This window comes from Flavobacterium sp. 21.1 (assembly GCF_057801535.1).
The window spans coordinates 408,779-431,454 of record NZ_JBYNXA010000002.1 but is presented as its reverse complement, the minus strand read 5'-3'; the positions used below and the strand labels follow the sequence as shown (position 1 = coordinate 431,454).

22 protein-coding genes and 2 tRNA genes are annotated in these 22,676 nt (G+C 39.3%); 10 read left to right on the top strand and 14 right to left on the bottom strand.

The annotated features are described in order from the left end of the window. Position 1: 1 nt before the first annotated feature. The 5 genes from paaC to AC3E9U_RS05295 all read right to left on the bottom strand — a co-directional run bounded on the left by paaC (position 2) and on the right by AC3E9U_RS05295 (position 3,986). Positions 2–754: a 1,2-phenylacetyl-CoA epoxidase subunit PaaC gene (gene paaC, locus AC3E9U_RS05315; RefSeq protein WP_488745869.1), complete on the bottom strand. Its 753-nt coding sequence runs from the start codon at positions 752–754 to the stop codon at positions 2–4. Between the two features lie 51 nt (positions 755–805). After that, positions 806–1,090: a 1,2-phenylacetyl-CoA epoxidase subunit PaaB gene (gene paaB, locus AC3E9U_RS05310; RefSeq protein WP_488746137.1), complete on the bottom strand. Its 285-nt coding sequence runs from the start codon at positions 1,088–1,090 to the stop codon at positions 806–808. Positions 1,091–1,160: 70 nt separating this feature from the next. Beyond that, entirely contained in the window at positions 1,161–2,117 is a 957-nt protein-coding gene (gene paaA / locus AC3E9U_RS05305; protein WP_488745868.1) for a 1,2-phenylacetyl-CoA epoxidase subunit PaaA, read from the bottom strand. A 71-nt stretch (positions 2,118–2,188) separates the two neighbouring features. Then, positions 2,189–3,262, bottom strand: a complete 1,074-nt coding sequence (paaE, locus tag AC3E9U_RS05300; protein WP_488745867.1) for a 1,2-phenylacetyl-CoA epoxidase subunit PaaE — start codon at positions 3,260–3,262, stop codon at positions 2,189–2,191. A gap of 154 nt (positions 3,263–3,416) precedes the next feature. Continuing rightward, on the bottom strand, positions 3,417–3,986 hold the full coding sequence (locus AC3E9U_RS05295; RefSeq protein ID WP_488745866.1) for a TetR/AcrR family transcriptional regulator: 570 nt from the start codon (positions 3,984–3,986) through the stop codon (positions 3,417–3,419). A gap of 93 nt (positions 3,987–4,079) precedes the next feature. On the opposite strand from AC3E9U_RS05295, the gene AC3E9U_RS05290 reads away from it, so the two are divergent. Then, positions 4,080–4,388 (top strand): rhodanese-like domain-containing protein, encoded by a 309-nt coding sequence (locus tag AC3E9U_RS05290; RefSeq protein ID WP_488745865.1) that lies wholly within the window; start codon positions 4,080–4,082, stop codon positions 4,386–4,388. Positions 4,389–4,426: 38 nt separating this feature from the next. On the opposite strand, the gene AC3E9U_RS05285 is transcribed toward AC3E9U_RS05290, so the two are convergent. The 6 genes from AC3E9U_RS05285 to alaS all read right to left on the bottom strand — a co-directional run bounded on the left by AC3E9U_RS05285 (position 4,427) and on the right by alaS (position 12,577). Further along, the gene (locus AC3E9U_RS05285) at positions 4,427–5,074 is read right to left on the bottom strand and encodes a DUF4230 domain-containing protein (RefSeq protein ID WP_488746136.1); all 648 of its coding nucleotides are present in this window, start codon (positions 5,072–5,074) and stop codon (positions 4,427–4,429) included. Positions 5,075–5,153: 79 nt separating this feature from the next. After that, positions 5,154–5,810: a response regulator gene (locus AC3E9U_RS05280; protein WP_488745864.1), complete on the bottom strand. Its 657-nt coding sequence runs from the start codon at positions 5,808–5,810 to the stop codon at positions 5,154–5,156. Positions 5,811–5,819: 9 nt separating this feature from the next. Continuing rightward, positions 5,820–7,586: a tetratricopeptide repeat-containing sensor histidine kinase gene (locus AC3E9U_RS05275; RefSeq protein ID WP_488745863.1), complete on the bottom strand. Its 1,767-nt coding sequence runs from the start codon at positions 7,584–7,586 to the stop codon at positions 5,820–5,822. Between the two features lie 284 nt (positions 7,587–7,870). Then, complete coding sequence (locus AC3E9U_RS05270) at positions 7,871–8,827, bottom strand: GSCFA domain-containing protein (RefSeq protein ID WP_488745862.1); 957 nt, start codon at positions 8,825–8,827, stop codon at positions 7,871–7,873. A gap of 35 nt (positions 8,828–8,862) precedes the next feature. After that, positions 8,863–9,651, bottom strand: coding sequence for a hypothetical protein (locus AC3E9U_RS05265; protein ID WP_488745861.1), 789 nt, complete (start codon positions 9,649–9,651; stop codon positions 8,863–8,865). 289 nt (positions 9,652–9,940) lie between these two features. Further along, positions 9,941–12,577, bottom strand: a complete 2,637-nt coding sequence (gene alaS / locus AC3E9U_RS05260) for an alanine--tRNA ligase (RefSeq protein WP_488745860.1) — start codon at positions 12,575–12,577, stop codon at positions 9,941–9,943. Positions 12,578–12,837: 260 nt separating this feature from the next. On the opposite strand from alaS, the gene AC3E9U_RS05255 reads away from it, so the two are divergent. From AC3E9U_RS05255 to AC3E9U_RS05230, 6 genes are all read left to right on the top strand, one after another. Beyond that, a complete protein-coding gene (locus tag AC3E9U_RS05255) occupies positions 12,838–13,815 on the top strand; it encodes a M23 family metallopeptidase (RefSeq protein ID WP_488745859.1) in 978 nt (325 codons plus the stop codon). Between the two features lie 80 nt (positions 13,816–13,895). Next, positions 13,896–14,225, top strand: coding sequence for a MerR family transcriptional regulator (locus AC3E9U_RS05250; RefSeq protein WP_488745858.1), 330 nt, complete (start codon positions 13,896–13,898; stop codon positions 14,223–14,225). A 55-nt stretch (positions 14,226–14,280) separates the two neighbouring features. Beyond that, a complete protein-coding gene (locus AC3E9U_RS05245; RefSeq protein ID WP_488745857.1) occupies positions 14,281–14,874 on the top strand; it encodes a LemA family protein in 594 nt (197 codons plus the stop codon). Positions 14,875–14,877: 3 nt separating this feature from the next. Next, positions 14,878–15,315, top strand: coding sequence for a TPM domain-containing protein (locus AC3E9U_RS05240; protein WP_488745856.1), 438 nt, complete (start codon positions 14,878–14,880; stop codon positions 15,313–15,315). A 19-nt stretch (positions 15,316–15,334) separates the two neighbouring features. Beyond that, on the top strand, positions 15,335–16,129 hold the full coding sequence (locus AC3E9U_RS05235; RefSeq protein ID WP_488745855.1) for a TPM domain-containing protein: 795 nt from the start codon (positions 15,335–15,337) through the stop codon (positions 16,127–16,129). Between the two features lie 167 nt (positions 16,130–16,296). Continuing rightward, positions 16,297–16,527, top strand: coding sequence for a hypothetical protein (locus AC3E9U_RS05230; RefSeq protein WP_488745854.1), 231 nt, complete (start codon positions 16,297–16,299; stop codon positions 16,525–16,527). Positions 16,528–16,586: 59 nt separating this feature from the next. On the opposite strand, the gene AC3E9U_RS05225 is transcribed toward AC3E9U_RS05230, so the two are convergent. From AC3E9U_RS05225 to era, 3 genes are all read right to left on the bottom strand, one after another. After that, a complete protein-coding gene (locus AC3E9U_RS05225) occupies positions 16,587–19,364 on the bottom strand; it encodes an outer membrane beta-barrel protein (RefSeq protein WP_488745853.1) in 2,778 nt (925 codons plus the stop codon). 96 nt (positions 19,365–19,460) lie between these two features. Beyond that, complete coding sequence (der, locus tag AC3E9U_RS05220; protein ID WP_488745852.1) at positions 19,461–20,771, bottom strand: ribosome biogenesis GTPase Der; 1,311 nt, start codon at positions 20,769–20,771, stop codon at positions 19,461–19,463. 105 nt (positions 20,772–20,876) lie between these two features. Then, entirely contained in the window at positions 20,877–21,761 is an 885-nt protein-coding gene (gene era, locus AC3E9U_RS05215; RefSeq protein WP_244340212.1) for a GTPase Era, read from the bottom strand. A 117-nt stretch (positions 21,762–21,878) separates the two neighbouring features. Here era and AC3E9U_RS05210 point away from each other — a divergent pair. From AC3E9U_RS05210 to AC3E9U_RS05200, 3 genes are all read left to right on the top strand, one after another. Next, positions 21,879–21,951: transfer RNA gene (locus AC3E9U_RS05210), tRNA-Met, on the top strand. A gap of 32 nt (positions 21,952–21,983) precedes the next feature. After that, positions 21,984–22,056, top strand: a tRNA-Met gene (locus AC3E9U_RS05205). Between the two features lie 129 nt (positions 22,057–22,185). After that, a complete protein-coding gene (locus tag AC3E9U_RS05200; RefSeq protein ID WP_488745851.1) occupies positions 22,186–22,638 on the top strand; it encodes a KTSC domain-containing protein in 453 nt (150 codons plus the stop codon). Positions 22,639–22,676 lie beyond the last annotated feature (38 nt).

Genomic DNA, 22,676 nt, shown 5'->3' with positions numbered 1-22,676 from the left:
TTTACCAGTTCATGTTTGGATAAGCGCGTTGCATGAATTGCATATCGGCTAACAAATACCCCATGTGCTCGGTATGAATACCTTGCTTTCCGCCTTTTTGGAAATATTGTACAACAGGCGTTGTTAAAGTAGCTTCTTCCAAAATAGCACTTACTTTTTTGTAGAAAGCCTCTTTTAATTTGGTTACGTCCACTCCGATATTTTCCGCTACCATCGCTTTATCAGCATCCGTTTGATGGAATAACTCATCAGTGTAAACCCATAAATCGTCAATGGCAGTTTGAATTCTCTCGTGACTTTCTTCCGTTCCGTCTCCTAAACGACGAATCCAATCGGAAGAAAAACGTGTATGGTAACTCACTTCCTTGATCGATTTTTTAGCAATTGCCGCTAAAGTTTCATCGTTGCTGTTTTGCAATTCTTCCAAAAGCAAAAGGTGAAAGATGTCGAATAAAAACTGTCTGGCGATCGAATACGCAAAATCTGTATTCGGTTGTTCTACCAATAATACATTTTTATATTCTCTTTCTCTTCTTAGGAAAGCTATGGTATCTTCGGTTGCATTATCGCCAAGCAAAGTTGCAGCATACTGATAATAACTTCTGGTTTGTCCCAATAAGTCTAATGCCATATTGGTCATTGCGATGTCGGTTTCCAAACTAGGACCGTGACCGCAAAGTTCGCCAAGACGCTGACCTAAGATCAGAGCGTTATCTGCAATTCCGTATATGTATTGAATTAAATTGTTATTCATTTGAATATTTATTAAGACCTACAGGATTTTAAAAACCTGCAGGGTAATATGCTACATATGTTTTAGTTCGTCAGGCAGTTCGTAAAAAGTCGGATGACGGTATGCTTTGTCTTTTGCAGGTTCGAATAATTCTTCGCTGTCATCCGGATCAGATGCTGTAATTTGTGCTGATGGAACTACCCAAATACTTACACCTTCATTTCTTCTGGTGTACACATCGCGTGCGTTTTCCAAAGCCATTGTTGCATCGCTGGCGTGAAGACTTCCGCAATGACGGTGTTCCAATCCGTTTTTACTTCTTATAAATACTTCCCAAAGTGGCCAGTTTTTCATAATCTTATAGTTTACTGTTCACAGTTAACAGTCTACAGCATGAAAACTGTAAACTGCCACTGAAAACTAAATTTTAAATTGCTTGTTCTAAATTCTTAGTTTCCTTTTTTTCGGCGTAAGCCATAGCGGCATCACGTACCCATTTTCCGTTGTCCCAGGCTTTTTGTCTTGCCGACATTCTTACCTTGTTACATGGACCATGACCTTTTACCACTTGCCAGAATTCGTCCCAATCCAAAGGACCGAAATCATAACGTTTGGTTTCCTCGTTCCATTTTAAATCCGGATCCGGAATTGTAAGCCCGATTAATTCGGCTTGCGGCACGGTTTGGTCTACGAACTGCTGACGCAATTCGTCATTGGTTTTACGTTTCAGTTTCCATTTCATCGACTGTTCTGTGTGAACCGATGCGGCATCAGTTGGTCCTAGCATCATTAAAGACGGCCACCACCAACGGTTTAAAGCATCTTGTGCCATTTCTTTCTGCTCCGGAGTTCCGTTTGCCAATGTCATCATGATTTCAAATCCCTGACGTTGGTGGAAACTTTCCTCTTTACACACACGTACCATCGCACGGGCATAAGGACCATAAGAAGTCGCAGTTAACGGCACCTGATTGATAATGGCAGCACCATCCACTAACCATCCGATAGCACCCATATCTGCCCAGGTTATGGTCGGATAGTTAAAAATACTTGAATACTTAGCAGCTCCGGAATGCAATTGCTCATACAATTCTTCACGGGACACACCAAGGGTTTCGCATGCGCTGTACAAATACAGACCGTGACCGGCCTCATCCTGAACTTTTGCCAGTAAGGCTACTTTTCTACGTAAAGAAGGCGCTCTGGTAATCCAGTTTCCTTCTGGCAACATACCCACGATTTCAGAATGGGCATGCTGTGAAATCTGACGAATGTGCGTCTGACGGTATTTCTCCGGCATCCAGTCTTTCGGCTCGATTTTCTCATCGTTTGCAATGCGCAAATCGAAGATTTCTTCTAAGTTTTTTATTTCCTTTTCTGACATAACTTTTTTATTTATAGTGCAGATTTTAGATTTTTCACTGATAACTGCGACTGAAAACTGTTTATTTTCTATTATACGCCGAAATCGACCACTACTTTTTTGGAAGTCGGAACCGCCTGACAGCTTAACACATAGTGTTTCTCCACTTCGGTTTCATCCAAAGCATAGTTGATTTTCATTTCAACCGATCCTTCCAAAACCTTACACTTACATGTACTGCAAACTCCTCCTTTACATGCGAAAGGCAAGTCGGCACCTGCAGCTAATGCTCCGTCCAGAATATTATCGAAATCATCATCCATTGTAAAGTGGAATTCTTTTCCACCATCCAGAATGGTCACTTCGGTACCTTCCACTTTTTTCTCTAAAATCTTGCTGGTTCGCTCTTTGTCTGCTTCGGAATTTCCGGTGTGGAACAATTCGAAATGAATCTTATCCTTTGACAAACCTGCCGCAACCATTTCATCCCGAATGAGGAAGATCATTTCTTCCGGACCACAGATAAAACATTCATCCACCGAGGGAACATCAATAACTTTAGAGGTAAGAACCTGTAGTTTCTCTTTTGTAAAACGTCCGTTGAACAATTCCACATTACGAAACTCTTTGGAAAGGAAGTAATAAATCTCAAAACGACCTAAGTATCTGTTTTTCAACGCTTCAATTTCCTCTTTAAAGATAATTGATTTTACTGTTCTGTTCAAATAAAACAATTGAAAAGTACTTTCAGGCTCTAAAGCAAGGTGCGTTTTGATGATTGATAAAATAGGCGTGATCCCGCTTCCGGCAGCAAAAACAACATAATTTTTGGCAACTGTCGGGTTGACCTCTTTATAAAAAACTCCGGCCGGTGCCATTACATCCAGAAAATCTCCCTTCTTTAATGTCTCATTAACGAAACCCGAAAATAAACCTCCATTAATTCTTTTAACTGCAACCTGCCATTTATTTTCTACCGGGCTCGAACATAATGAATATGAACGACGTACTTCAGCACCGTCGATCATAGTTCTTACGTTAAGATGCTGCCCTTGTTTGAATACAAAATCATGTTTCAATTCTTCCGGAATTTCAAATGAAATAACAGAACAATCTTTAGTTTCTTTATAAATATCCGAAACTTTTATACTGTGAAATTTAGTCATTGCAATACCTGTTAATTTTAACTAACACTTGTTAGTTTGTAGTGCAAAAATAAGTAATATTTCAATACGTAATCGTAACGGGATTAAAAAAATGGAATTAAATGGAAAATCTTAACAGAATGGTCGAATTTGAACAGCCAATTCTGATGAAACCTTAAACGATTCCGTGGAGTAGAACCTGTGTCATGTCGGCTTTCAAAACCGAAGCATTCAGGCTTTTTTTCTTACCATACCAAAGGTAAAGCGTTCGTAATGTGGAGTGCATGGAAAAACTGATCAATTCGGGATTGAGTTTTTTTAACTCCCCGTCATCCATGCCTTTCACGATTATTTTGCGAAAATTCTCTTCGTATTCTTCACGCATTTTGATGAAATAGGCCAGCTCCGCATCAGCCAAATGCATCCAGTCGGCATTCAAAGATGCCAATGCATCGGAATCGCGAACCGTAATATCAATGTGCAGCTGAATCACTTTTTCAATTTTCTGAATGGCCGTTTCGTTGGAAAGAACAATTTCCTGCATCACATTGGTGAATTCTTCGGCAATTTCAATGATGATCAATACCAGGATTTCCTGTTTGGATTTGATGTGATTGTACAGACTGGCCGCCTTAATATCCATCGCTTGCGCAATATCACGCATGGTTACGGCGCTATATCCTTTTTCCTTAAAAAGCTTAGCGGCTATGGTTACTATTTCAGTTTTTCTGTCCAGTGATTTCATCGGATGCAAAATTAGAATTTATTTCAGGTTTGGTAACATTTGCTACAAATTAATTCGGCGCCCGGTCGTACATTTGTTTAAAATTAGAACAACATGGGATTATTAGATCTTTTAGGATTAGGCAACAAATCGGAGGCAATTCAGGAATTTGTCACCAAAGGAGCCGTGATTATCGATGTGCGAACAACCGGTGAATTTTCTGCGGGACACATCAAAGGCTCCAAAAACATTCCGTTAGATACGATTGCATCAAAAATAGAGGAAATCAAAAAATTAAACAGCCCGGTAATTGCGTGCTGTCGTTCCGGAATGCGAAGTGGTCAGGCTACTTCCCTATTAAAACAAAACGGAATCGAAGCTATAAACGGCGGCGGTTGGGAAAGTTTACAACGCAAACTATAATTTTTTAAAAAATCCCGCTTCATTGGCGGGATTTTCTTTTATAATTTGATGGTCTTGTTCATCTGATTTTCCGTTTGGATAACTTGGTTTTTGTATTCTAGTTTCCAGCCTAACGCATTGGTGACGATCAGAATTTTTGCCAATTCGCTCACAAAGCGGTTTTCAGCATTGGATTTCAATTTTGACTTTGCAATTTTTCTCGCCAGATCAGCTTTTACTTTTTTATTGATTTTATTGTAATCGTCGCCGGTAAAAGGATTTAAGGTACTTTGATCCACATCATAGAACTGGATGTCCGGACTGATTCTTATTTCTTCCTTGGGAATACTGACAATGTTAATGGTTTTGTTTTTTTCGTCGATGTCGTATTTCACCTTGCTCAAATCGTAAGCAACCGTAACATCGGCATTGATGATGATAAGCGCTTTTTTCTCAAACGTCAGTAGGTTCATCATGTATTTCTGCTGATCTTTATAGGTCATCACCTGAGAATAATGACCTTCAGTAACAACCAATTTCCCAACATTTTTTATCTGTTGTTCGATTAAATCCGTATTATATTCCGTTGTTTCCGTAGGTTTTTCGGATGTGAAGTACTTAAACAGAACTACGCCGACAACCGCCAGGATGATCAACCAGATGAACTTACGGGAACGGCCTAAAACCTGAACCAAAGGCACAAGCATATTTTTTAAGTCGGTTTCTGCGGACGAATTTCTTCGGGTAGCCATAGTTTACTAAATTTCCTATAAAGGTAGCAAAAACTTAAATCAGATTATTATCCTTTGCTTTCTGAATCGCTTCGATTTTGGAATGGACCTGTAGTTTTTTGTAGATATTCTCAATATGTTTTCTAATGGTGCTGGGCGATAAATAGAGATTTTCTGCGATATTGGTATAACTCAGGCCTTTGCTTAACTGCTCCAAAACTTCGATTTCCCTTTCCGACAACTTTACCTCATCGGCAACTTTAATATTATTTATATCCAGTGGATTTCTTAGCAAACGTAACGTTTTCAAAGCAATGGATGGCGTCATGGCCGCACCCCCGTTTAAGGTTTCCACAATCCCGTCATGAAGTTCCTTGGCATCAATCTCCTTCAGCAGGTAACCGTCAGCTCCGGCTTTAATGGCTTTGAAAATATTCTCATCGTTATCGAAAACTGTCAGCATGATCACTTTAATCTGAGGGTATTTCTTTTTAAGCAATTCCGTGGCTTCTATCCCATTCATTTCCGGCATTTCGATATCCATCAAAACCAAATCGACCGCATTGTTCTCCCTGAATTTATCCAATAGTTCCTTTCCGTTATGCGCATGAAATCGTGCATCCAAATCCTCAAAAAAAGACAATTTTTCGAAAATGGCTTTTAACAAAAAGGTGTTGTCCTCTGCAATGGCTATTCTTATTTTCTGACTCATAATTACACTTTAAGAAATGAATACTTTTATCGCTGTACCCTTATCCCGAATTGAATTTATGGCAAATTCCCCACCAGCTTCAGCTACTCTTTTTTTCATATTGTTGATTCCGTTTCCAAATGTCACCTGATTGACATCAAATCCTTTTCCGTTATCCGAGATAATAACTGCAAACTGATCATTCACTTTTTCGATTTTCACTCTAACCTCTGTAGCTTCGGCATATTTAAGACAGTTGTTTACCGCTTCCTGAATAACCCTGTAAAGATTGATTCCTTTTAAAGAGGAAAAGGTAAAATCATCAGCAACATCAGGATCAATATCAAATTCAAACGAGATTCCGTGGGAGGCAGCCTTAGCATTCTCAATAAAATTTGCAATTCGGGTTTTTAAATCGGAAAAGGCAATCTCGTCTTTATTCATTGCCCAAATCGTATCGCGAAGTTCCATGATTGTACTTCGGGTAAAATTCCCAATCCCCGAAAGCCTGTCGTTTAATTTTTCGTCTTCAATGGTAAATCCGTATTTCAGGTTATCGATGGAGGAAATGATAAACGTTAATTGAGCACCCACATTATCGTGCAGATCCCGTGATATAAGAAGCCGTTGTTCCTGCAGTTTGTTTTGGGTTTCGATCAACTGAAGCGCTTGTTTCAATTCGTTTTCCCTTACCATTTGCTTATTCTTAATTTTCTGGAAGTTAAAAAACAGATAACCTAACAATATAGAAATAATCAAAAGGGCTCCGACTTCCAGCAGGTATAAATTCTTTTCAGCCAATATGCTTTTATGGTCAAGGATTTCCTGCTCCTTCTTCTCGGTTTCATATTCAATATCCAGTTCCGCCTGTTTGGATCGTATTTCCAAATTCTGGATACTGTCCTTATATTGGATGTGACTCTTATAAAGCGCTAATGCCTTCTCATACTCCTTATTCATCTCATAAAGTTCGGAAAGCGCCTGATAATTTTCCTGAACCAGATTTATGTAATCGTACTTTTTGCTCCTTTCAAGCGCTTTGGTAAAATAAGCTATGGCTGCCTTTACATCCCCGATACTTTTATAATAATACCCGTAGAAATTCAGATTTTCTGCTATTCCAATCTTATCATCTTCCTTTACTCTTATGGCATAAGCATGGTCAAAAAGCTCCTTTGCCTCAGGGAACTTCTTTTGCATGATTTTCACCATGGCAATTTTATTCAGACTGTAGGGAATTCCCAATTCGTCCTTGGAGGCTTCTTTAAAGTGAAGTGCTTTTTCGTAGAAATACAAAGCGCTGTCCAAATCAGTTTCCATCTCTTTTAAAACGCCGTAGTTGTCGTACACAGCTTGAAGTTCGGTTTTATGATCGCCTTGTTCCCCCAGCTTAATCGCTTTGTTCATGTACGAAAGTGCCTGAGGCATGCTTCTTCTTTTCAACTGATAACCATAATCACCATAGGCTTTGATCAACGAAACTACATCCTGCTGCTGTTCGTAAACGCGAATTGCCTTTAACATGTAAAATGTATTTTTATCGTATTTGCCCTGGTAGTAATACATCAGACCCAAACTGAGATAACCGTCCGCCATTCCTTTCGGATACTTTATTTTTCGGGCATGTTCAATGTTTCCCAAAGTCAGTTTTATGGTCTTGGACGTATTGGCAATTTTATAATCAAAAGGAAGGTTGTTGATGGAATCGATTTCTTTTTTACCCTGAGTTTTATTGGCAAAAACTAACGGACCAATGATAAAAAAAAGCAAGCAGTAAAAAAAAGGTCGCAACAGCATAATGGGATGTTTCGCTAAAATTACACAAAAAGCCTTAACCATTTGTCCAATCCGTTAGAGAAAAGGCTTTACTTCTATATTTTCATTTCATAAAAATGAAATAAAGATTGAGAATCAGACAGAATAAAACCAAAAGCACAATAAGCGCTATTACGATTTTAAAGTTTCCGTATTTCATCACTTCGTCCTTCATCTTTTTAAGTATCAGTAACATTTGTTGCAGGATATTTACTGTAAAGATGCGGTTTTCCGAAGAACAGAACAATAAGGCAATTGCCCTATTTTCAGAATGAAATTTGAGGTAATTGAAGTTGAAGCACCGCTATTTTCTGATCCAGATTTTTTAAAAATTTCTGATGTTGTGCCGAATCCGGATTAAAAGGCCGGTGCTGCAATGCTTTCTGAATCGAAGCTACGGTTTCCATAACCGGGTAACATTCTTCGGCTATCATCGTCTGAAAAAAACGTTCCCAGATATAATCGATTGCCGTTTGGTTGGGATGTAGCATGTCTTCCGCATAAAAACGATAATCCCGGAGTTCATCCATAAGGATTTCGTAACTGGGAAAATAAGAAGAGTTCAGTGAGCAGAGTTCAGTAGACAGTATTCGGTGCAAAGCGGTCAAAAGATGGGATTTGCTCAACTGATTTTCAACAAAACCATCTTTGATATGCCGCACCGGGGAAACGGTAAAAATGAATTTACAATCCGGGTTTATATCCGAAACCAATGCGATGATGTTTTTTAGACTATCTTCAATCGAATCCACAGAAAGCAATTCCTTGGTAAACTCCCTTTGCGGGACTTTATGACAATTGGCCACTATTTCATCATCGTTATTATTTCGATACACCCACGCCGTTCCCAAAGTAAGAGACACATGAGTTGCCTGTGCTAAATCTTTGCGAAAATCTTCTGCAATTGCATTTAGTTTACGGAGCAAGGCTTCCTTATCCGGCGCATCCAATTCGGAATGCACCTCAAAAGAATGCCATAAATCATTATGAAAGAAGATGTCGGTTTCTGAAAACAGTTTACCTGCAACCGACTTCCGGATCAGTTTCTCGATGGAAACTGGATTAAAAATGATTCCGAAGGGATTGACTGTGTGCTGAAATTTGAAGTACTCGAATTTTTCTCCGATGTTTTGAGCAAAACAAGAACCCAAAGACACTATTCTTGAAGCATAATCAATGGGATTATTACTTTTAGGAACAGGTATTTGGGTTCTGAAATGCATACTAAGCTTGATTTATGCAAACTTAGCAATTATTATTAATAATAGTATTGGAATACTATTGATCCTCTGCTTGCCGTTACAGGATAATTGCTGCTATCGTACGTATACTGGATCTGGTCTGTTGTGTTATTTACTGCCGAAAGCCCGGTGGTTACAATCGATGTGATATTATTCATGTTACCATTTGTAGCTGCATCGTGGTAGGTTAACTTATCAAATCCCAGGATACCTCTATAAGGAGAATTTTTGGTATCGTAAGTATAACTGTTTACTTCAGTAACAGCAGAGCCGTTAACCGTTCTGTAAGTTTCCATACGGGAAATTCTTCCGCTGGTAAGGAAAACTTTTCGGTTTACTATCTGGGCCGTTTGTGAAACTACATCACCACGATAACCACCAACGGAAATGGTTCCGTCACTATTGTAGCTGAAAGTCGCTCTGTAAGTAACCGTATTGGAAGCATTTGTTCTTCGGTAATTGATCAACTGATTGTTTGCATCGTACTCATACAATTCTTTAGAATTCAAAACGTTGTCGGTATAATAATCTCTTTCGGTAATCAGATTTCCTGTATATGTATAATTGACATGTCGTCCATCCGAAGAAGTTACTTTGATCAGTTTGCTTCCGCTATAAGTATAAACGTCCGTTGAAACAGTGGCTCCCGAATTGGTAGTTCCTACTATTCGTTTTACAAGTGCCAGATTTGGATTTAATTTTGCATCGTTTCCTGAATCAGAAATAGTATCCACAAATTCATCATTAGAACACGAAGCCAGGAGCGCTATCGCAATCATCCCCAAAACACTACTAAATCTTTTCATAAATTTTTGATTTTTTGATTAAACTTTAGCAAAGGAATAAAAAAAAATGTAACAAAAGTGCTTTTTAACGATTTTTTTTGACTTTAATCGATTAACTATCAGTTAGTTAGGTAAAAATCTGATTAAAAAGAGCCTTCCTCCATTAAGATTTTTAAGAAAGTTTCCAAAGATAATTTTATTGCAGAAGTAAAATCTTAAATAAATTATAATTTATTGATTGTCATTGTTTTAAAAAACAAAACCCAAAATCGAAATGATTTTGGGTTCTTAAATATTAACCTGAAATATTTTATTTCACAAATTCAACCGCTTTTTCCAAAGCTTCAGCAATTCCTCCTACATTTTTTCCTCCGGCTGTCGCGAAGAACGGCTGTCCTCCACCACCACCCTGGATGTATTTCCCTAATTCACGAACCACCTGTCCTGCATTTAAACCTTTGCTTTCCACCAATTCTTTTGAAATATAGGAAGTTAACATTGGTTTGTCATCCGTTGCAGTAGCTAAAACCAAAAACAGGTTGTCTTTGTTCTGTCCTAACTCGTAAGCCAGATCTTTAGCACCGTTAGCATCCAAATCCACCTGAACTGCTAAGAAATCAACGCCGTTAATATTTTGTAATTGAGAAGCCAATTCCCCTTTCAGGTTTTTCGCTTTCTCTTTTAACAACTGTTCGATCTGTTTTTTCAGTTTTGCGTTCTCATCCTGCAAAGAAACAACCGACTTAATCACATCCTGCGGATTTTTCAACGTCTCTTTAATTTCTTTCAAAGCCGATTCCTGAGCCGCGAAGAATTGTTTCACCGCATCGTTGGTAATCGCTTCCACACGACGGATTCCGGCCGCAACCGCACCTTCACTTGTAATTTTGAAATGCCAGATTTCACCTGTGTTTTTCACGTGGATTCCTCCGCACAATTCCATGCTCTGACCAAATTTGATAGCACGCACATTATCACCGTATTTCTCTCCGAATAATGCCATTGCACCTTCTTCAATCGCCTGTGCAAACGGAATGCTTCTTCTTTCGATCAATGGCAATTGCTCCTGGATTCTCGCGTTTACGAAATCTTCCACCTGTTTCAATTCCTGATCCGTCACTTTTGCGAAATGAGAAAAATCGAAACGTAAATAATTTGGTGCTACCAATGACCCCTTCTGCTCCACATGCGTTCCTAAAACCGAACGCAATGCCTGGTGCAATAAGTGGGTTGCCGAGTGGTTGCTCGCTGTATGGTTACGTAAATCGGCATTTACTTTTGCCACCAAAGTACCGTTTACATTTTCGGGCAGGTTTTTCGCGAAATGCAGAATTAAGTTGTTTTCTTTTTTGGTATCAATAATTTCGATAGTTTCATTTGCGGAAACCAAAGTTCCCTTATCACCAACCTGTCCTCCTCCTTCCGGATAGAACGGTGTGTTATCTAAAACGATCTGATATAATTTCCCGTCTTTTTTAGAATCTACTTTTCTGAAACGGGTGATTTTCACTTCATTTTCCGTTTGATCATAACCTACGAAGGTTTCAACATTACCCGGGATCAAAACAGTCCAGTCTTCCGTAGAAACTTCCGAAGCTGCACGTGAACGGGCTTTTTGCTCTGCCATCGATTTCTCGAATTCGCTTTCGCTGAAGGACATGCCTTTTTCTTTTAGGATCAAAGCAGTCAAATCTTTAGGAAATCCGAAAGTATCGTACAATTCGAATGCCTTTTCGCCTGAAACTTCGTTTCCTTTCGTTTCAGCAACAACATTTTCCAACAACTGTAAACCTTGGTCCAATGTTCTTAAGAATGAAGCTTCTTCTTCTTTGATTACGTTAGCTACCAAATTTTTCTGAGCTACAATCTCCGGGAAGAAAGCCCCCATTTGATTTGCCAGAACCTCAACCAATTGATAGATAAACGGCTCTTTTGTATTTAAAAACGTAAACCCGTAACGAATCGCACGACGTAAAATACGACGGATTACATAACCAGCACCACCATTTGACGGCAGCTGACCATCAGCAATAGCGAAGGCTACTGCACGAACGTGGTCTACAATTACGCGAATGGCAATATTGGTTTTGTTTTGCTCTTCGCTGATGTCCTTAATTTCGTTATTAGTATATTTTTTACCTGTGATTTGTTCTACTTTTTCGATAAGCGGCGTGAACACATCCGTATCGTAGTTGGAAGTCACACCTTGCATCGCCATACACAAACGCTCGAAGCCCATTCCGGTATCAACGTGTTGTGCCGGTAATTTTTCCAAAGAACCATCCGCCTTACGGTTGAATTCCATGAATACGTTATTCCAGATTTCCACTACCTGCGGATGATCGGCGTTTACCAGATCCCGACCGGAAACGGCAGCTCTTTCTTCTGCAGTACGTAAGTCGATATGGATTTCAGAACAAGGTCCGCATGGTCCCTGATCGCCCATTTCCCAGAAGTTGTCTTTTTTATTCCCTAAGATGATTCTGTCCTCTGACACATATTGCTTCCAGATATCGAAAGCCTCCTGATCGAAAGGAACATTCTCAGACGGATTACCTTCAAATACGGAAACATACAAACGGTCTTTTTCTAATTTCAAAACTTCCGTTAAGAATTCCCAAGCCCAAGCTAATGCTTCTTTTTTGAAGTAATCGCCAAAAGACCAATTTCCCAACATTTCAAACATGGTATGATGATACGTATCAAAACCTACATCTTCCAAATCGTTGTGTTTTCCCGATACACGAAGACATTTTTGCGTATCGGCGATTCTTGGCGATTTCGGTGTTCCGTTCCCTAAGAAAAACTCTTTGAACTGAGCCATCCCGGAATTGTTAAACATCAAAGTCGGATCGTCTTTTAAAACGATCGGCGCAGAAGGAACGATCAAATGTCCTTTGCTCTCAAAAAAATCAAGGTAAGCCTTACGAATGTCTTGTGATTTCATTTTTTTTATTTGGTTATGTGGTGATTTGGATATTCGATTATTTGGTTGTTCGGTTATTTGGAAATTCACAAATCAACAAATTCTCAAAATCAACAAATCCACTAATTTTCAATTTCGATTACAAAAGGTAAAATGGTTAACCAAATGTTTCGCTTCAAAAAACAATTAATTTGAAACATTTTTTAAATTTGTTCGTATAACCCCTACAACCGATTCATCAGCACCATTTTACAAGCTGCAAAAATAGTATATTTTAGAACATGTCGAAGGTAAAATACGTTTACGACCCTGAAAAATTAGCCTATCGGAAAATCAAACCGAAAAAAGGGCGAAAGCTAGGCTATTTTGCACTGTTTCTGGTAGCTTCGGCATTGTTTGGTTTTTTGTGCTTTGTAGTGCTTTTGAATACTTCCTATTTTGAAACACCGAAAGACCGAATTCTGGCCCGCGAAGTTGAAAACATGCGAATCAATTATGAGCTATTGAACAAGCGCGTGGACCAGTTGAACGAAACGATGGGTGATCTGGAAGAAAGGGATAACAATGTGTACCGCGCCTATTTCAACAGTTCGCCTATTGATGCGGAAAAACGAAAAGGAGAAGAGCCGGGTGCAAACCGATACAAACAACTGGAAGGTTATAATAATTCGGATTTGGTGATATCGACCACGAAGCGTTTGGACATTATTTCGAACCAGATGGTTTTTCAGTCGAAATCGTTAGATGAAATTCATAAATTAGCAAAAGGGAAAGAAAAACTGTTGGCGGCAATCCCCGCGATTCAACCGGTAAAAAATGAAGAATTAAGGCAGATGGCTTCCGGTTTCGGGTATAGAAGCGATCCGTTTACCAAAGTGCGAAAGTTCCACAAAGGGATGGATTTCACCGCAAGAACCGGGACTCCGATTTATGCTACCGGTGACGGTGTCGTGGAAAAAGCGGATGCCTCACTTTCGGGCTACGGGAATCATATTGAAATACGCCACGGCTATGGTTACAAAACGCTCTACGCTCATTTGAGCAAATACAAGGCAAAACCGGGCCAGCGAATTAAACGAGGCGATGTCATCGGATATGTGGGCAGCACCGGAAGAAGTGAAGCGCCGCATTTACATTATGAAGTATATCAAAACGGAAAAGTGGTCAATCCGCTGAATTTTTATTACGGCTCGATTTCGGCCAAAGAATATGTTTTAATTTCACAGATTGCTAATCAGGAGAACCAGTCGTTGGATTAAGCTGAAGAAAAACAGAGTATAGAACAAAGAATATAGAAAAGAGAGGAGTCTGGAGAAAAACTCATAACTCATACAAAAAAATGCATTTAGACTTACCAGAAAAAAGATATTACAGCATCGGCGAACTGGCCAAGGCTTTTGACGTAAACGCCTCCCTGATCCGTTTTTGGGACAAGGAATTCGATATTCTGAAACCGAAAAAAAATGCTAAAGGGAACCGTATGTTCACTCCCGAAGACGTAAAAAACCTGCAACTGATCTATCATTTGGTAAAGGAGCGCGGATTTACATTGGACGGAGCAAAAGTCCATTTGAAAGAAGGCCAGAAAAAAACGCTGGACAAATTCGAAATCATACGAAAACTGGAAACTATTAAAGTACAGTTAACCAATATTAAAAACGAATTGTAAGTAACAATTCACCAAACAATCGACTAATAACAAAAATCAACTAAAATCAAAAATCATGAGAAAATTTGCACCAATATTAATCATTGTGGTCATTCTGGCCATTATCGGGTTTTGGTACATCGGAATCAAAAACGGAGCTATTCGCGAAAATCAGGCAGTAGGTAAAGAATGGGGTAATGTGGAAACGGCTTACCAAAGAAGAAACGACCTTATCGGTAACTTAGTTAAAACCGTAAAAGGGGCTGCTGATTTCGAAAAAGGGACTTTAACAGCCGTTATTGAGGCAAGAGCAAAAGCTACTCAGGTAACCATTGACCCTTCTAACGTTACTCCGGAGCAACTGGCGCAGTTCCAACAGGCACAAGGTGGCGTTTCTTCGGCTTTATCAAGATTATTGGTAACTGTTGAACAATATCCCGATTTAAAAGCAAATGCTAACTTCCTGAAATTACAGGACGAATTAGCAAGCACGGAAAACCAGATCTTAACTGCAAGAACACGTTTTAACGAATCAGTTCAGAGCTACAACAACTATATCCTTAAAATCCCTAACAACTGGTTCTTGGGCGAATACAAAGAAAAACCATTCTTCGATGCCGTTGCAGGAGCTGAAAAACCAGTGGACGTAGAATTTAATTTTGACAAATAAGCAATGTCGTTAACCGAAGATTTTCTAACCCCGGAAGACGAAAAAGAAATTGTAAATGCGATTTCATTGGCCGAAAAAAACACTTCCGGCGAGATCAGAGTTCATATAGAGGCACATGCTGAAAAACCTCCGATGGAAAGAGCTAAGGAGGTTTTTCACGCATTGGAAATGGATAAAACCGAAGCCAAAAACGGTGTTTTGTTTTATGTTGGTGTGCAGGACCATTCCTTTGTCATTTTGGGCGATAAAGGAATTGACGATGTCGTTGAAGATGATTTCTGGAACGCTACCAAAGACCTGGTCATCGCCCATTTTAAAAACAATCAGTTTAAAAAAGGTTTGGTAGAAGGAATCCTAAAGGCGGGAGATAGCTTAAAAAAACATTTTCCATTTAGGGACGATGACGCTGACGAATTATCAAACGAAATATCCAAAGGATAGTTACTAAAAAATCCAGATCATGAAAATTTCAAATTCCATAAGGATTTTTAAAGTCATCCTTCTCTTTTCCTTACTCTTTACCAGCGGCTTTGCTTTTTCGCAGTTTACAATTCCTGAAAAACCAAGTTTTCAGACTAGTGTTTACGATTACGCTAATTTGTTAAGTTCCACGGAAAAAAAACAACTGGAAGACAAACTGGTTAGGTATTCGGACTCGACCACGACACAAATTGTGGTCATCACCATTGAAGACCTAAAGGGGGAAGACATTGGTATTCTGACGCCAAAATGGGCCCATGAATGGGGTATCGGGCAGGCCAAGGAAGACAATGGTGTTTTGGTTTTACTTTCCAAAAACGACAGAGAAATATGGATTGCTCCGGGGTATGGCGTTGAAGACCGACTGACGGCCGGAATCACCGGTGAACTGGTTCGTAACGTCATCATTCCTGAATTTAAAGCCGGAAGTTATTACAATGGTTTAAACAAAGGTGCTGATGCTATTTTCGATGTCTTAAAAGGAAAATACAAAGGAGAACGAAAAGGCGATAAATCAACCGGCGGAGGAAAAATTATTTTCTTTGTCATTCTCTTCATAATCATCATCGCGATCATTTCCAGAAACAAGCGTGGCGGTGGCAGCAGCGGTGGTCGTTTTTCCGGTCCCAGCCTAGGCGACATCATCATTCTGAGCAGCTTGGGCCGCGGAGGCTTTGGAGGCGGAAGCTCCGGAGGTGGTTTTGGCGGAGGCGGATTCGGTGGCGGCTTTGGAGGAGGAGGCTTCTCCGGAGGAGGAGCTGGAGGAAGCTGGTAAACACAGTCGGCAGATTGCAGTAAACAGATAACAAAAAGAGGTTGCACCTGCAATCTCTTTTTTATTTCACCTTATTTACCGTACTAAAAGCCATTAAGAACTCATTGTAGTATCCTTAACACAACACTTCGATGATTCAGCGTACCTTTATTAAAACTATAAAGGTCATGAAAAATTATGCAATTAAACTGGTTTGGTTTACCACGGCGTTTGTGTTTATTTTCGCTGGCTTATGTCAGACAAACATACCTTTGCCATTGATAAGCAGTTTATTTATTTTGGGTAGTTTTCTTGTACCTTATATGGTTTACACCGTGCTTACAGACAATTACAAAACCACTAAAAAGTTTAAAGATTGGTATAGCGACAAACCAGAAAAACATGAATTGTCAACATAAAATAAGCAACTAAAATTTCGATTAATTGAAAAGAGACTGCCAAAGCAGTCTCTTTTTTTTTAGCGGAATCCACCGCGGGATGGTTTTTCTTTACCGGCAAACTTCTCAATTTTATAGGTAAGGGAAAACATGGCATAACGTTTCAGCACCGTGTTTTCTTCGTCTCTGATAGTCGTTGCCGATATCGTTCTTGTAGCGCTTTGATTCTGATTCAACATGTCATACACTTTGACTTTTGCCGTAAACTTTTTGTCGTAAAAACTGTAGGACAAACTGGTATTCCACAGGTAGAAATCCTTTTTAAAACCATCTGAAATATTGGAATTGTAGGTATATCCGAAATCATTTCCGAAAACCCAGTTCTTAGGCCAGTAATTTGTAGTCTGAAGATTGAACCTGTGTATCCTGTTAACCGAAGAACTGATCGTATAATTAGTATAATTAGTTTCGTTATACGAGAAATTATAAGAAGGAGAAACCGTTAACAATTCACCATAATCATAATTAAAGAACACTCTTGGTGTCAGACGTAAAGCTTTGGCATCATACATTTCTCCGTTTGTAAATCCTTTTGACAGTCCGAAATTGGAATTGACGCCTAATCCGAAGCGGTATTTATGAGCTTCCTTTTTAACAGTCTTGCTCCAACTTGCGCCTCCATAAGAAGAATATGTATCCGAAACATTCACATAGGTAGTCGTGCGCTGACCTCCCTGTCCATACAACGTATAAGACACAATCTGACTTTCGAAGAAATCCCCGCCTGCGTACAGATATACCCCTGAGCGGGTAGCGTAATCGTAGTTATTGAAATTCAGATAGACACTGTGGTTTTTAGTCAGCTCCAAATTGGGGTTCCCGACAAAAGTATTCAACGGATTGGAAGAATCCACTACCGGCAATACCTGGCTGGCTGTAGGAAAATCAAATTCAAAATTATAATTTACCCAAATCGATTTTGATTTACTCAACTTGTAATTAAGATACATACTTCCAAAAGGAATCATATAATTTTTATTCAGATCGGTTGTATTTCCCAGATAAAAGGAATGATTGTCAAAATGCGCAATTGCCGTACCACCGGACATACTGAAGGTAATTTTCTTCTTTTCCAAGCTAAATCCCGCATTTGGACGAATTGTTTTCACGGACTGAGACATGTAGTTTGTCAAGATCGCATTCGGATTAGAATAAGATTGCGACACGGCATCAAAATCAAAGGCTTCACGGTCTTGGGAAGTTCGGTTCCATTCATTTCCAACACCGATATTCACACTTAACGAATCAACCACAGGTTCCGAATAGTTTATCCCAACGTTGTACCTATCCTTCAGATTTCTGTTCTTTTTTAACTGGTCCCTGATATCGTCAGGCTCTGCCCCTTCATAAAAAATGGTGGTGGATGTATTGGTGGAATTTATTTCGTCTTTATTATTCTCAGTATCAAGAGAGGCATTCAGATAGCGCCCTTTTCTCTTGAAGCCTTTATTGAAATAGAGTGCGTTTTTAAAACTGTTCCCATCGCTTTCATCAAAAGTATTGGAAGTGCTTTCATTCAAAAGAACATTATTTTCATCTGTTGAAGACTGGAACGATTTATCCCTGTCTTTTCCGTGTGATTTTGAAAACTTCGGCATATAAACCACAGACGTTGTGGAATCGATCTTATATTCAAATTCAAAATTCGCATTGTGTCCGAAGCGATCCGAAGTCGTCTGTGAATTACTTTCGGTTATGATTCCTCCTGTAGGCAAAAAGTTAGCCTGTTTTACCCTGTTGTTATTTTTGGTATGCTGATCCGAAAAAAAGTAACTTCCCGAAGATTCAAAATCCTTAATCCATTCGTCGGAATAGTTAACCCCCACAATATCCGATTGTGTGATCCCGTTACCGCCGCCAAAACGCATTCCGTTGACCCCGAATGACCCGTTATCATTGTAATATCCCGAACGGCTTCGACCGCCTCCCATGTTATCGAATATTTCATCCATGGAAAAACCAACCGAGTTAATATTATTGGAAGACGCCAAAACACTAAACTTTCTTTTATTTTTGAAATAGTTCGCCAGTCCGCTGACCTCATAACGGTCATCCGTTCCGTATCCGCCCATAAATTTCCCGAATAATCCTTTGTTTTTGTCTTCATCAATAGTCAAATTGATACTGGCGTTATTGGAACTGGCGGACTTACCGGAAAGTTCTTCCTGTTTCGTTTTAGTATCCGAAATCTGTACTTTATTGATGATATCCGATGGAAGATTCTGCAATGCCACCTTTCCGTCTTTATCAAAAAATGGTTTACCGTTGACCAAAATCTGGTTCACTTCTTTCCCGTTGACCGTGATTTTACCTTCTGCGTCAATCTCTACACCGGGTAACTGCTTTAACAACGTTTCAACATTAGCATCGGGTCTTACCTTAAAAGAAGCCACATTAAACTCTAATGTATCCTTTTTAATACGGATAGGAGGTGCCTCCGCTTTAATCACGACCTCTTCTAACATTTTGGATTGTTCTTTTAAAGTAATTAAGCCAAAATCCGTAGTCTTTAGCAGTTCATCGAAACTTTTCTTATAGCTTTCAAAACCCTCCATAGATATTTTTAAGAAAACGGGTTGTGTTATCTTTTTAACAGGCAATGAAAAATTTCCGTTTTTATCGGTAATCGTGTAGTCTACCAGAGAAGAATCTTTGGCCATCGAAAGATAGACCGTTGCGGACTCCAGGGGAAGTTTGGTATTTTCTTCAATGATTTTTCCTTTGATATAAAAGGATTTCTGGGAGAAAGCACACACTGAAAACAGCGAAAGAACGAAAATGAAAATTTGTTTGGACATTAAATAAAAATTGCGGTTAAAATGATTTCTCATTAAAACCGCAAAATAAAGTTTTTATTATGTAAGAATTTTATTTATTGTATAAAATTTAACACACTATTTCTGTCTGAAGTAAATATCTATAGGCACTCCCGAAAAATTATAGATCTGGCGCAGTTGATTTTCTATGAATCTTTTGTAAGGATCTTTTACATATTGCGGCAGGTTGGCGAAAAACACGAATTGTGGTGTTGGCGTTGGTAACTGCATACAGTATTTGATTTTTACGTACTTTCCTTTTAATGCCGGTGGCGGAGTACGTTCGATGATCGGCAACATCGTTTCATTGAATTTAGACGTAGTGATACGCTGTTTTCTGTTTTCAAAAACTTCAACAGCAGTTTCCAAGGCCTTAAGTAAACGCTGTTTTGTAAGTGCGGATACGAAAAGAATCGGCACATCAGTAAACGGCTCAAGTTCTTTGCGGATTTGCGCCTCATAATCACGTGCTGACATAGTATCTTTCTCCACCAAATCCCATTTGTTCACCAAAATCACGATTCCTTTGCGGTTTTTCTCCGCCAACCAGAAAATATTCTGATCCTGACCTTCAAAACCACGGGTAGCATCAATCATAAGGATACAGACATCCGAATGCTCAATGGCACGAACCGAACGCATAACCGAGTAAAATTCAAGATCTTCCTTCACTTTCGCTTTACGACGAATTCCTGCCGTATCCACTAAATTAAATTCAAATCCGAAACGATTGTATTTGGTATCGATGGCATCACGTGTTGTTCCTGCGATATCGGTAACCACAAAACGATCTTCTCCAATCAAAGCATTTATAAAAGATGATTTTCCGGCGTTAGGACGTCCTACCACGCAAAAACGCGGTAATGGATTTTCTTCTTCCATTGCATCCGGCAATTCCGGCAACACTTCTACCAGTTTATCCAAAAGTTCTCCGGTTCCACTACCGCTCATACCAGCAATGGTGAAATATTCACCTAACCCTAGATTATAAAACTCGATCGCGTCTTTTTCACGCATCGCATTATCCACTTTATTAACCGCGATAAGAATTGGCTTGGTAACCTTACGAAGCAATTTTGCCACTTCGGCATCCATTGGCGTGATTCCTTCTTCTACATCTACCATAAAAATGATAGCATCCGCTTCATCAATGGCTAATTCTACCTGACGACGGATTTCGCCTTCAAAAATATCATCTGAACCTTTAATATATCCGCCCGTATCTATGACCGAAAACTCTTTTCCGTTCCATTCGCTTTTTCCGTAATTACGGTCACGGGTTACTCCGCTCACCGAGTCAACGATAGCTTCTCTTCTTTGAATTAACCTGTTGAAAAAGGTTGATTTTCCAACATTTGGCCTTCCTACAATGGCTACGATATTGTTCATTTCTATTAAATTTTGCGCAAAAGTACGCTTTTATAATTTAAGACGCGAAATTCGAGTGAATTCCAACATCTTATCTCTTGTCTCCTGACTCTATTTTCTAATTTCTTACTTCTGATTGTACCCGAAACGGCGCAACTGATATGCATTGCTTCTCCAGTCTTTGTTGACTTTCACGAACATTTCGATGTGAATCTGTTTTCCAAAGAATTTTTCCAGATCCTGGCGGGCTTCTATTCCTACTCTTTTTATCGCCGACCCCTTGTGCCCGATGATAATTCCTTTCTGTGTATCACGTTCCACCATGATTACCGATTTAATTCGGATAATATCCTCGTCTTCAATAAATTCTTCGGTTTCGATTTCTACGGCGTACGGGATTTCCTTATCGTAATGCAAAAGGATTTTTTCACGGATGGTTTCGTTTACGAAGAAACGTTCCGGTTTGTCCGTTAACGCATCTTTCGGATAATAGGCCGGTGACTCGGGAAGCAATTCCAGTATACGGTTAAAAACCTCTTTCACATTAAAATTTTCCAATGCCGAAATCGGGTAAAGTTCTGCATTAGGCACTTTTTCCTTCCACAGGTTTACCTGTTCTTCCAATTGTTCCTGATTGGATTTGTCGATTTTATTCAATAATAAAAGCACCGGTATTTTGGAATGAATGATTTTGTTGAAAAAGGCTTCGTCTTTCAGTTCCTTTTCACCTACTTCCACCATGTACACCAAAACGTCAGCATCTTCAAAAGCCGATTTTACAAAATCCATCATTGAATTCTGCAATTCATAGGCCGGTTTGATGATTCCCGGGGTATCTGAAAACAATACCTGAAAATCCTCTCCATTTACGATACCAAGAATACGGTGACGGGTGGTTTGTGCCTTAGATGTAATGATTGAAAGGCGTTCCCCTACGAAAGCATTCATTAGTGTCGATTTTCCAACATTTGGATTTCCGATGATGTTTACAAAACCTGCTTTGTGTGACATAGTAAAAATTTTAGCCTACAAAGGTAGTCATAACAAGCGAATAGAAGAAATTTTAAAGTTTTTTTATCTTTTTTGTTGTATGTGTCAAATTTCGGTGTACCTTTGCACTCGAAACATCGCGGGATAGAGCAGTAGGCAGCTCGTCGGGCTCATAACCCGAAGGTCACAGGTTCGAGTCCTGTTCCCGCTACTAAGAAAATATTGAGAATACAAACCGTACATCGCGGGATAGAGCAGTAGGCAGCTCGTCGGGCTCATAACCCGAAGGTCACAGGTTCGAGTCCTGTTCCCGCTACTAAGAAGAGAATCATTTTGGTTCTCTTTTTTTTTAAATAAACTGAAGTTGCTTATTTCTTATATTTTAAGATTTATCTTCTTGTTAATCAAAACGTTTCACTAAAGAATCGCTTTTATTTTTTACTTTATGAATACAAAAAAAATTGCCGAATACAGAAAATTACTGGATGTTACTAAAACAGCAACATTAAAAGAATTAAAAACAATCTACAGAAAAAGCATGAAGGAAGACCATCCGGACACCATTGCCGACCCTGTTGAACGTTTAGCGGCAGAAGAAAGAAGCAAACTAGTCATAGAAGCCTATCACTTTTTAGTAAGCATCGCACCGGAAACCCTTGAGAAAGACAAGGAAGAATACATCAAAACTACGACTACATCCAATATTTTGGAATTCTACATGGACAATGGGGTTTTATACATCAGTTTCCTGGACGGTAATCAGTTTGAATATTTTGGGGTTCCGAAAAACACGTACATCAAAATGATCAATGCAGAATCACCAAATCGTTTTGCAAAACGCCATATCTTTAATGAATTTACCTACAGAAGCGCAAGCAAGTTAGTCGCAGCGGAGTAAATTCATTTCTACAATACATCAAAACCATCAACGAAAGT

Bases quoted from the DNA above. Each gene is read 5' to 3' on its own strand.
- der (WP_488745852.1), bottom strand. From the start codon at position 20,771: ATGAACAATATCGTAGCCATTGTAGGAAGGCCAAATGTTGGAAAATCA.
- paaC (WP_488745869.1), bottom strand. From the start codon at position 754: ATGAATAACAATTTAATTCAATACATATACGGAATTGCAGATAACGCT.
- AC3E9U_RS05270 (WP_488745862.1), bottom strand. From the start codon at position 8,827: ATGCATTTCAGAACCCAAATACCTGTTCCTAAAAGTAATAATCCCATT.
- AC3E9U_RS05280 (WP_488745864.1), bottom strand. From the start codon at position 5,810: ATGAGTCAGAAAATAAGAATAGCCATTGCAGAGGACAACACCTTTTTG.
- AC3E9U_RS05225 (WP_488745853.1), bottom strand. From the start codon at position 19,364: ATGTCCAAACAAATTTTCATTTTCGTTCTTTCGCTGTTTTCAGTGTGT.
- AC3E9U_RS05255 (WP_488745859.1), top strand. From the start codon at position 12,838: ATGTCGAAGGTAAAATACGTTTACGACCCTGAAAAATTAGCCTATCGG.
- era (WP_244340212.1), bottom strand. From the start codon at position 21,761: ATGTCACACAAAGCAGGTTTTGTAAACATCATCGGAAATCCAAATGTT.
- alaS (WP_488745860.1), bottom strand. From the start codon at position 12,577: ATGAAATCACAAGACATTCGTAAGGCTTACCTTGATTTTTTTGAGAGC.
- AC3E9U_RS05275 (WP_488745863.1), bottom strand. From the start codon at position 7,586: ATGCTGTTGCGACCTTTTTTTTACTGCTTGCTTTTTTTTATCATTGGT.
- AC3E9U_RS05265 (WP_488745861.1), bottom strand. From the start codon at position 9,651: ATGAAAAGATTTAGTAGTGTTTTGGGGATGATTGCGATAGCGCTCCTG.
- AC3E9U_RS05295 (WP_488745866.1), bottom strand. From the start codon at position 3,986: ATGAAATCACTGGACAGAAAAACTGAAATAGTAACCATAGCCGCTAAG.
- AC3E9U_RS05290 (WP_488745865.1), top strand. From the start codon at position 4,080: ATGGGATTATTAGATCTTTTAGGATTAGGCAACAAATCGGAGGCAATT.
- paaE (WP_488745867.1), bottom strand. From the start codon at position 3,262: ATGACTAAATTTCACAGTATAAAAGTTTCGGATATTTATAAAGAAACT.
- AC3E9U_RS05200 (WP_488745851.1), top strand. From the start codon at position 22,186: ATGAATACAAAAAAAATTGCCGAATACAGAAAATTACTGGATGTTACT.
- AC3E9U_RS05235 (WP_488745855.1), top strand. From the start codon at position 15,335: ATGAAAATTTCAAATTCCATAAGGATTTTTAAAGTCATCCTTCTCTTT.
- AC3E9U_RS05250 (WP_488745858.1), top strand. From the start codon at position 13,896: ATGCATTTAGACTTACCAGAAAAAAGATATTACAGCATCGGCGAACTG.
- AC3E9U_RS05230 (WP_488745854.1), top strand. From the start codon at position 16,297: ATGAAAAATTATGCAATTAAACTGGTTTGGTTTACCACGGCGTTTGTG.
- paaA (WP_488745868.1), bottom strand. From the start codon at position 2,117: ATGTCAGAAAAGGAAATAAAAAACTTAGAAGAAATCTTCGATTTGCGC.
- AC3E9U_RS05245 (WP_488745857.1), top strand. From the start codon at position 14,281: ATGAGAAAATTTGCACCAATATTAATCATTGTGGTCATTCTGGCCATT.
- AC3E9U_RS05285 (WP_488746136.1), bottom strand. From the start codon at position 5,074: ATGCTTGTGCCTTTGGTTCAGGTTTTAGGCCGTTCCCGTAAGTTCATC.
- AC3E9U_RS05240 (WP_488745856.1), top strand. From the start codon at position 14,878: ATGTCGTTAACCGAAGATTTTCTAACCCCGGAAGACGAAAAAGAAATT.